This window comes from Variovorax sp. P1_H12_2 (assembly GCF_056405335.1).
Map to the genome: position 1 here is coordinate 1 of NZ_JBFUCI010000361.1, position 6,737 is coordinate 6,737.

The 6,737-nt window shown below is 66.3% G+C and carries 8 protein-coding genes; 2 read left to right on the forward strand and 6 right to left on the reverse strand.

Annotation, left to right across the window (positions count from 1 at the left end):
- Nucleotides 1-144: 144 nt before the first annotated feature.
- From virB5 to AC1D2K_RS26990, 6 genes are all read right to left on the reverse strand, one after another.
- Nucleotides 145-879, reverse strand: coding sequence for a P-type DNA transfer protein VirB5 (gene virB5, locus AC1D2K_RS26965; RefSeq protein WP_478092454.1), 735 nt, complete (start codon nt 877-879; stop codon nt 145-147).
- Entirely contained in the window at nt 872-3,388 is a 2,517-nt protein-coding gene (locus AC1D2K_RS26970; RefSeq protein WP_478092456.1) for a VirB4 family type IV secretion/conjugal transfer ATPase, read from the reverse strand. The genes virB5 and AC1D2K_RS26970 overlap by 8 nt, the downstream gene beginning before the upstream one ends.
- Complete coding sequence (locus AC1D2K_RS26975; protein ID WP_478092458.1) at nt 3,385-3,765, reverse strand: VirB3 family type IV secretion system protein; 381 nt, start codon at nt 3,763-3,765, stop codon at nt 3,385-3,387. Before AC1D2K_RS26975 ends, AC1D2K_RS26970 begins: the two co-directional genes overlap by 4 nt.
- A gap of 11 nt (nt 3,766-3,776) precedes the next feature.
- Nucleotides 3,777-4,037 carry a TrbC/VirB2 family protein gene (locus AC1D2K_RS26980; protein ID WP_478092459.1) on the reverse strand — a complete coding sequence of 87 codons (261 nt, stop codon included), beginning with the start codon at nt 4,035-4,037 and terminating at the stop codon, nt 3,777-3,779.
- Between the two features lie 44 nt (nt 4,038-4,081).
- Nucleotides 4,082-4,384 (reverse strand): hypothetical protein, encoded by a 303-nt coding sequence (locus tag AC1D2K_RS26985; protein WP_478092461.1) that lies wholly within the window; start codon nt 4,382-4,384, stop codon nt 4,082-4,084.
- 64 nt (nt 4,385-4,448) lie between these two features.
- A complete protein-coding gene (locus tag AC1D2K_RS26990) occupies nt 4,449-5,021 on the reverse strand; it encodes a hypothetical protein (protein ID WP_478092463.1) in 573 nt (190 codons plus the stop codon).
- A gap of 306 nt (nt 5,022-5,327) precedes the next feature.
- On the opposite strand from AC1D2K_RS26990, the gene AC1D2K_RS26995 reads away from it, so the two are divergent.
- Both AC1D2K_RS26995 and AC1D2K_RS27000 read left to right on the forward strand, forming a co-directional pair.
- Complete coding sequence (locus AC1D2K_RS26995; protein ID WP_478092465.1) at nt 5,328-6,116, forward strand: ParA family protein; 789 nt, start codon at nt 5,328-5,330, stop codon at nt 6,114-6,116.
- Nucleotides 6,113-6,737, forward strand: a 625-nt coding sequence (locus AC1D2K_RS27000; protein WP_478092467.1) for a ParB/RepB/Spo0J family partition protein, incomplete at its 3' end; no start/stop codon positions are given. The genes AC1D2K_RS26995 and AC1D2K_RS27000, both read left to right, overlap by 4 nt.

Below are 6,737 nucleotides of genomic sequence, written 5' to 3' on the forward strand. Positions count from 1 at the left end.
GGCGGATCGACGGTGGTCGGTGGAGTCGAAATAGGAGGCTCTGCCCACTGCTGGACGATGTAGTAAGTACCTCCCGCCGCAACAAGAATGGTGACGGTGACGGTCAGAGGCCATAGGAGTTTGGACATTGAGATTTCTCCGCGACTAGTAGTCGACGATCGCCAGTGATTTGAACGATCCGACGTCAGATACAGAGCGTTCGCGGTTCCGCTGCCGCCGCGCGAGTTCCTCAGACTGTGCAACTTGGTAGAGGCTCTCCAACTTCGTCTGTTCGTTCGTCAACATGCTCTGCTCCGCCTGTATTCGCGCCTGCAGATCCTGGATCGCCTTGGGATCTCTCGCAGTCCCTATCCGATCGACCAGCTGTTGCAACGCGGAGAAGCGCTGGCTGGTGTTCTGGTAGGCCCCCTGGCTCATGGCGCTGAACATGGCGGAAGCCTGGCGGCCTTGCTCGACGACCTGCCGCATCTCCGGACTCAGCGCGCTCATCTGCGAGCTCGAGAGGATGCTGTTGGCACGCATGATTGACTGGATCTGTCCCGACAGGCCCGCGTACCCGCCCGAGGTCGCGTTGACCGTGTTCATCAGTTCGCCGTAGCTGGACGGCAGGTAGTTTCGAGCGATGTCAGCGGTAGGTAGCAGCTGCTCCATGCCACGCGCACCGGTCATGGCGCTGTAGGTCTGCTGGAGCTGAGCGTTGGATTGAGTCAACTGCTCGTACTGGCGCTGCATGCCCGAAAGTTGCTGTTGCCAGGCGCCGAGCTGCTGGATCAGGTTGGCAACGGCGGCCATGTCGATGACCGGGATACCGGCCCTGGCCTGCCAAGGCATCGCGGCCGCGGCGACCGCGAGGATGAGGCCAATGAGTTGTCTACGCATGGTGGTGCTCCTTCGCTGTGGATGCGATCTGGCTGTGGGTGGGGTCGCGGGAGAGCGCGGCTCGAAACTGTGGCAGCCATTGCGCTGGCTCCGGACCGTGCTGCTCGATGACCTCGCGCATCAGGCGCACATTGGCCGTGCGTCCGGAGATGACTTGCAAGGCGTCGTCGAACCCCTGGAGGTCCAGCTGGGCGACCACGCTGACATGGTTCTGCTTGATCAGAAACTGCCGGGAGCCCGGCTCGAGTTCCTGCTTGATCAAGGCGAATTCCCGGTCCGTGAGATTGAAGCCCTGGGTGTATTCCGCGTACTCCGCCTCGGGGTTCGGGAACAGGATCTTGGTCGGGGTCTGCTCCACGATGGCGCGGGCGATCGATGAACCCAGGACGTGGCTGGTGCTCTGAGTGAAGGTGGCGATGTTGGCGTTCTTCTTGCGCCAGGTCTCGAGGCCGTTTTTCGCGAACCTGGCAAAAGCAGGGTCGTTCAGCAGCTTGGCGAATTCGTCCATCCAGCAGACCAGGGGGCGGCCGTCGACCATGCGGTTCACCAGATGGAAGAGATACATCGTGAGCGGGGCCCGGACGATGTCGTGATCGAGGAAATCCGTGACGTCGAAACCCACGAGTGCGTGCTGGTCGAGGATCGGCGCTATATCGTCAATCGGGTTGTCGAAGACCCACGCATAGTCGCCGTGCTCGGCCGCGCACCAGGGCCGCAGGCGGGCATGCACGCCTTCGGGGTCCGTCACGTCGAGGAACGCCGCCAGGCGTGACAGCCGGCGATAGGGCATGTCCAGGCGCAGCGTGCCTCGAAGCGCCTGGTCGAGGTCCTCCTCCTGCCGCACGGTGAGCGTGTCGGCCGGGCTGCGCAGGACCAGCCGGCGCAGCCATTGCCGCATGAAATCCAGGTTGTCGGCCACCCTGTCGTCGAGCTGCAGAGGGTTGCAGCCGGTCGGGACGCCGTTCTTGAGCGGCAGGTAGCGGCCGCCCAGCGCCCGGACCAGGATGTGCAGCCCCTCGTCCTTGTCGAAGATCACCTGCGTGGCGTCGAGCCGGTTGCAGATGGCGACCATGCAGAAGCCGAGCAGGGTGGTCTTGCCGGTCCCCACGGGCCCGACGCCCGTCACATGCCCCACGTCGCGGCGACTGCCGCCATCGGCTCGGCGGGGATCGCTCGCATGCAACGAGAAGTAGAACGGCGAGCCCGCGCGGGTCACGAACATGGCGAGCGCGTCGCCCCAGTAATTGCCTGTCGGCCTCCCGGTCGGGAAATTGTGAAACGGCGACATGCCTGCGAAATTGCGGCTCGTGATCGGCGCCTTGCGCGTCCGATAGGCGAAGTTGCCGGGCAGCTGCGCCCAGAACGCGGCCTCGAGCGCGAGGTCTTCGCGGGCCACGACCATCCCGGTATCTCCGAGGAGGTAGCGCGCCCGGGCGACGTTGTCGTTGAGTTGCTTGAGGCGAGGCAAGCCGTGGGGATCGCCCGTGCCGTCGACGGCATCGGCCAGCACGTGAAGCGTGAAGTGGTGGTCGCCCACGACGAATCGGTTGCTCATGAGGTCGTCGAGCGCATCCTTCAGTTCCTCGGCCTGCGAAACCGCCATGTCGCCGGCAGCGGCCATCCGGTGGTGCTGGCGGCTCATCATGTCGGTGGCCGTCCCCTTGCCGAGGAAAGTGAAGCTCTGGGTGAGCACGAACGGGAACGGCGCGGTCAGTAGCGCGCTGAACATGCCGGGCGCGCTGGGGGTCGGATACTCCTTGATTCCGAGGAAGGCGCCGACCCGGGTCTGGGTGCCGGTCCGGTACTCCATCGCCTCGTTGCCGAAGAAAGGCCGGCTCGTGGCCAGGACCTCGTTGAGCGGTGCCCGCGGCAAGGGCATGCGCTGCCATTCCCCGTTGAGCAGGAGGCCATGGAACTCCATGAGGCTCGAGAAGAGCACGTCGCTGCCGTCGCGGCGGTAGACACCCAAGGCCTCGGGGTCGTAGCGCTCCAGCGCCGCGAGCAGCTCCTGGCGCTTCTTGGCGCATTCGTCCAGCGAGTCACGCATCTCCGCGCGCGCGCCGTCCGGATCGGCCTTCTTGAGGAGGCGCAGCGCGACGTTGCCGATGCGCGTCGGCTGGGGACGGAAGACGAGCGAGACGTAGAGCTCGTTGACCATCAGGCGCTCCGCCGCCATCTGGTGCCGGTAGCGCTCCTCGACCTCCCGCGCGAAGCCGGGGACGGTGCGACCCCGCGGCCAAGCGCCGTCGCGACGCCGGATGACATGGCTCCAGAGCGCCAGGTTGGGCGAGGCGATGTTGCGCCAGAGCACGTTCAGGCGTTCGTGCCAGTTGTTGATGTCCTCGTCGTCCGCGCTCTCGAAACTGGTGCCGGCCAGGCGCAAGGTCTGGACGTAGTCGCCGGCGCGCGTGCGCGCCACGTGCGCATCGACATGGGCGACCAGGGGGATCATGCCGGCGGCACCCGCTTCGCGGCGCAGGAGGCGCTCCTTCTGCAGGCCCAGCGTCATGACGGCCTCCCGGGAAGGAGGACGTGCGCCGGGGGCTGACGCCGGCGTCCGCGCGCATCCGGCAGGTCCAGTGTCAGAGGGCTGTAGGAGTTGGCACGCCAGTGCCGCAGGTTGCCACCGAGCAGCGCCGGCAGGCGCGTGCGGCCCCAGAGCTGCAGCAGGTCGAAGAATTGGGGCTCGTAGAGGCAGACCAGGTAGAGCACGCCATGGATCGGGAGGAAGGCCAATAGCCAGGCCAGGTTCTTCGTCACGATGAAGGACTCGGTCGTGATCACGACGTTGACCATCATCGCGGAGTAGGTGACGCCCCACACCATCGACGGGCGCGTCATGCCGACGAAGAGGGTGTCGGCCACGATGCCCTGATTGCGGTCCATGCCCATTCGCTTCAGACGCCGAACATCCCGCGGATCCACGAGACGATCTGCGGCCCGCCGAACACCAGCACCGTGCCCAGCACGACGCCGACCATCCACCACCAGCTGATGCGGCCGAACCAGGCCATCACGCCGGACACCATCACCGCCACTGCGGCCAGCGGCGTCAGGATCGCGACCAGCTGGCTCTGCGTGGCGTTGGCCCCCGTGGCGAACGGGCTGCCGGCGGCCGCGACCTCGGGCAAAAGTGCTGCGAGCGCAGCCCACAGCAAAAGCTTCGCCGAGAGTCGGGTTCGCGGCCGGCTGTCGTTCCGGTTCAGACCAGGAGTTCGAGCCGGACCAGCGTGCTGCCGATCTCCAGGGTTTTCAGGTGGGTGACCAGCGTGTTCAGGTTGCGGTAGGTCCGCGGTCCGCGCGACCCCATCACCGTCGAGCGGCCGGGGCGCCAGGAGATGCGCGCCTGCAGGTGGTAGCGCCCGGGCTCCCCCTCCACGACGATGAGTTCGTTGACCGCCCGCCGGTGCAGGAAGTCGACCAGCTCGAGCGCGGTCAGCTCGTTGCGGGCGGGTGGCGGCTGGAGCTCCGTGTTCCCCGGCGTGTCGCGACGCATCGTTGCCATGGCTTTCCTTGTTTTCTCGGGATGGCGCAGGATTGTGATCGAGACGGCAGCGGGGCATGGTGCTCTACTCCAGACGGCGGGTGGTGGCGTGGCGCGTGGCGTCGGCGCCCGATGGGGTGGCGAGGGACACGGGCTTGGCGCGGGCGGGCGTGGCCCGGGCGTAGACGTCCCACCAGCGAGCGGCAGGCGGGACGTGCTTGATGGTCGCCGGCTTGGCTTCCGCGGCGGGGAGCTTGGCGGCGTTCGATGCCGGCGGGCCGGGCAGCCCGGCATGGGACTGTGCAGACTCGATTTCGCGCTTCAGCGCCTCGATGTCCTGGAGCAGGCGGGCGCGTTGAGCTTGCGCTTGGTCGGCCCCGACGGTGTCGCTGGCGGCCAGGCGCTCGGCCCGGCGCTTGGCCATCGCCTCGACGGCTTGCAGGGATTGACGCAGTTCATCGCGCAGGATGCGCAGGCGCTCATCGTCGCGTGCCGTTTGCTCGATCGCTGTGACGGCGGGACGCGTATCGGGAACGACCGGCTCCGCGGGTGCCGGCCCGGCGCCGAGCAGAAGCAGGAGCGCGACGCAGCCCACGGCCGAAGGCGCTGCCCAGGCTTTCAACACCGCACCCATGCGTTGACGAGACCCTGCTTCCATGGGCGCACTTCACCACAACGCAAAGGTCACAGTCAAGACGGATTGATAATTTATTTTGCTATGGTTAGCGATAGCACATGTAGACGAGCGATTTGTTTGGGACTACGCTGCGGTCACTGGCGAACAGTGATCGAGGGCCGCTCTGAGAAGTCGCGCGAGACGACGCGACGAGCGAGGCGATGCGTTGATCGTAGGCCCTCGAGATGCGTCACTCAACGGGCCGCGTGCTGTATCGCAGCAAGAGCGGAAACAGGAAGTTTCGCAATTGTCGGTCGAAGGTTCTCAAATGCCGTGAAGGAGCCGCAAATGCGTGTGTTGGTCCTGACGAATCAGAAAGGCGGCGTCGGCAAGTCGACGTTGAGTGTCCTGCTGGCGCAGTGGCTCGCCGAACGACACCGACTGCGCGTGGGCGTGATCGATCTCGATACGCAGGCCAACGCCTCGAAGTCTTTGGCGCGGTTCGGCAGCGGGCGCGAGGCGGCCGAACTCTTCGAGACGCACGGGATCCGACCGATGGCGGCGACGGCAGCTTCCCTCACGCTCTTCGCAGGCACGAAGCGGCTCGCAGACCTCGAGCTCGCCAAACCCGAAATCATCCTTCCCGCCTTCCGTCGGCAGGTCGCGACGCTCAGTGGAGACTTCGACGTCGTTGTGATCGACACGCCACCGTCGCTCGGCCTGCGCATGAGCGCCGCGCTGATCGCGGCGACGCACGTGGCATGTCCCATCGAGCTCGAGGAATACAGCATCGACGGAGTCACCGACATGCTCAAGACGATCTTCGGCGTGCAGCGGCGCTACAACCCCGGGCTGCGCCTGGCCGGGCTCGTGGCCAACCGCTTCAACCCGCACTCTGTGCGCCAGAGAGCTGCGCTGCACGACCTGGTGGCGCACTACAGCGAGTTCGTGGTTCCGGCCAAGATCTCCACGCGTTCGGCCATCCCCGAGGCGCTCGCTGCGGGGGTGCCGCTGTGGCGCCTGGCCAAGAGTTCGGCGCGCGATGCGGCGGCCGAGGTCTCGGCGGTGTTCGATCTTCTCAAGCAGCGCATCGACGGGGCCGATGTGCCGCTGACAGTGCAGGAGGGCCGAGAATGAACAGCGTCGATTCCCTCGACCTCAGCGCCTTGGCCCAGTTCAAGGCCAGCTCGTTGCTGGCGGAGGTCGATCGCTCCCCCAACGCAGTCGCAGGCAAGCCCCTTCAGCTCGAGGTCCTGCAGATCGACTTCGATGTCGCCCAGCCGCGGCGCACGATCAGCGAGATCTCGATCGCGGAACTGGCTCAGTCGATCCGCCTGCACGGCGTGTTGGAGCCGATCTCTGTGCGATCTCATGCCGAGATTCCCGGTCGCTATGTCGTCAATCGCGGCGAGCGGCGGCTGCGCGCCTGCCGCATGGCGGGCCTGGACCGTGTTCCGGCCTTCCTGGACGAACGCCAAGACCCCTACGCGCAGGCGGCGGAGAACCTGCACCGCGAGGACATGTCACCCTTCGACCTGGCGCACTTCATCGCCGAACGCGAGCAGGAAGGGCAGGCGAGAGCGGAGATTGCCCGGCGCCTCGGGAAGCCGCGCTCCTTCATCACCGAGGCCGCCGCCTTGATCGATGCGCCGGCACGGGTGCGTGAGGCCTTCGATCAGGGACGACTCGGCGCCGATTTGCGGGTGCTGTATCGACTCGCGGGCGCCATGAAGGAACGCCCGGTGGAGACCTCCTCGG

Excerpts from the sequence above, each read along its gene's own strand:
- AC1D2K_RS26990 (WP_478092463.1), bottom strand. The coding sequence starts at position 5,021 with ATGGAAGCAGGGTCTCGTCAACGCATGGGTGCGGTGTTGAAAGCCTGG.
- AC1D2K_RS26970 (WP_478092456.1), bottom strand. The coding sequence starts at position 3,388 with ATGACGCTGGGCCTGCAGAAGGAGCGCCTCCTGCGCCGCGAAGCGGGT.
- AC1D2K_RS26975 (WP_478092458.1), bottom strand. The coding sequence starts at position 3,765 with ATGGACCGCAATCAGGGCATCGTGGCCGACACCCTCTTCGTCGGCATG.
- AC1D2K_RS26985 (WP_478092461.1), bottom strand. The coding sequence starts at position 4,384 with ATGGCAACGATGCGTCGCGACACGCCGGGGAACACGGAGCTCCAGCCG.
- AC1D2K_RS26995 (WP_478092465.1), top strand. The coding sequence starts at position 5,328 with ATGCGTGTGTTGGTCCTGACGAATCAGAAAGGCGGCGTCGGCAAGTCG.
- virB5 (WP_478092454.1), bottom strand. The coding sequence starts at position 879 with ATGCGTAGACAACTCATTGGCCTCATCCTCGCGGTCGCCGCGGCCGCG.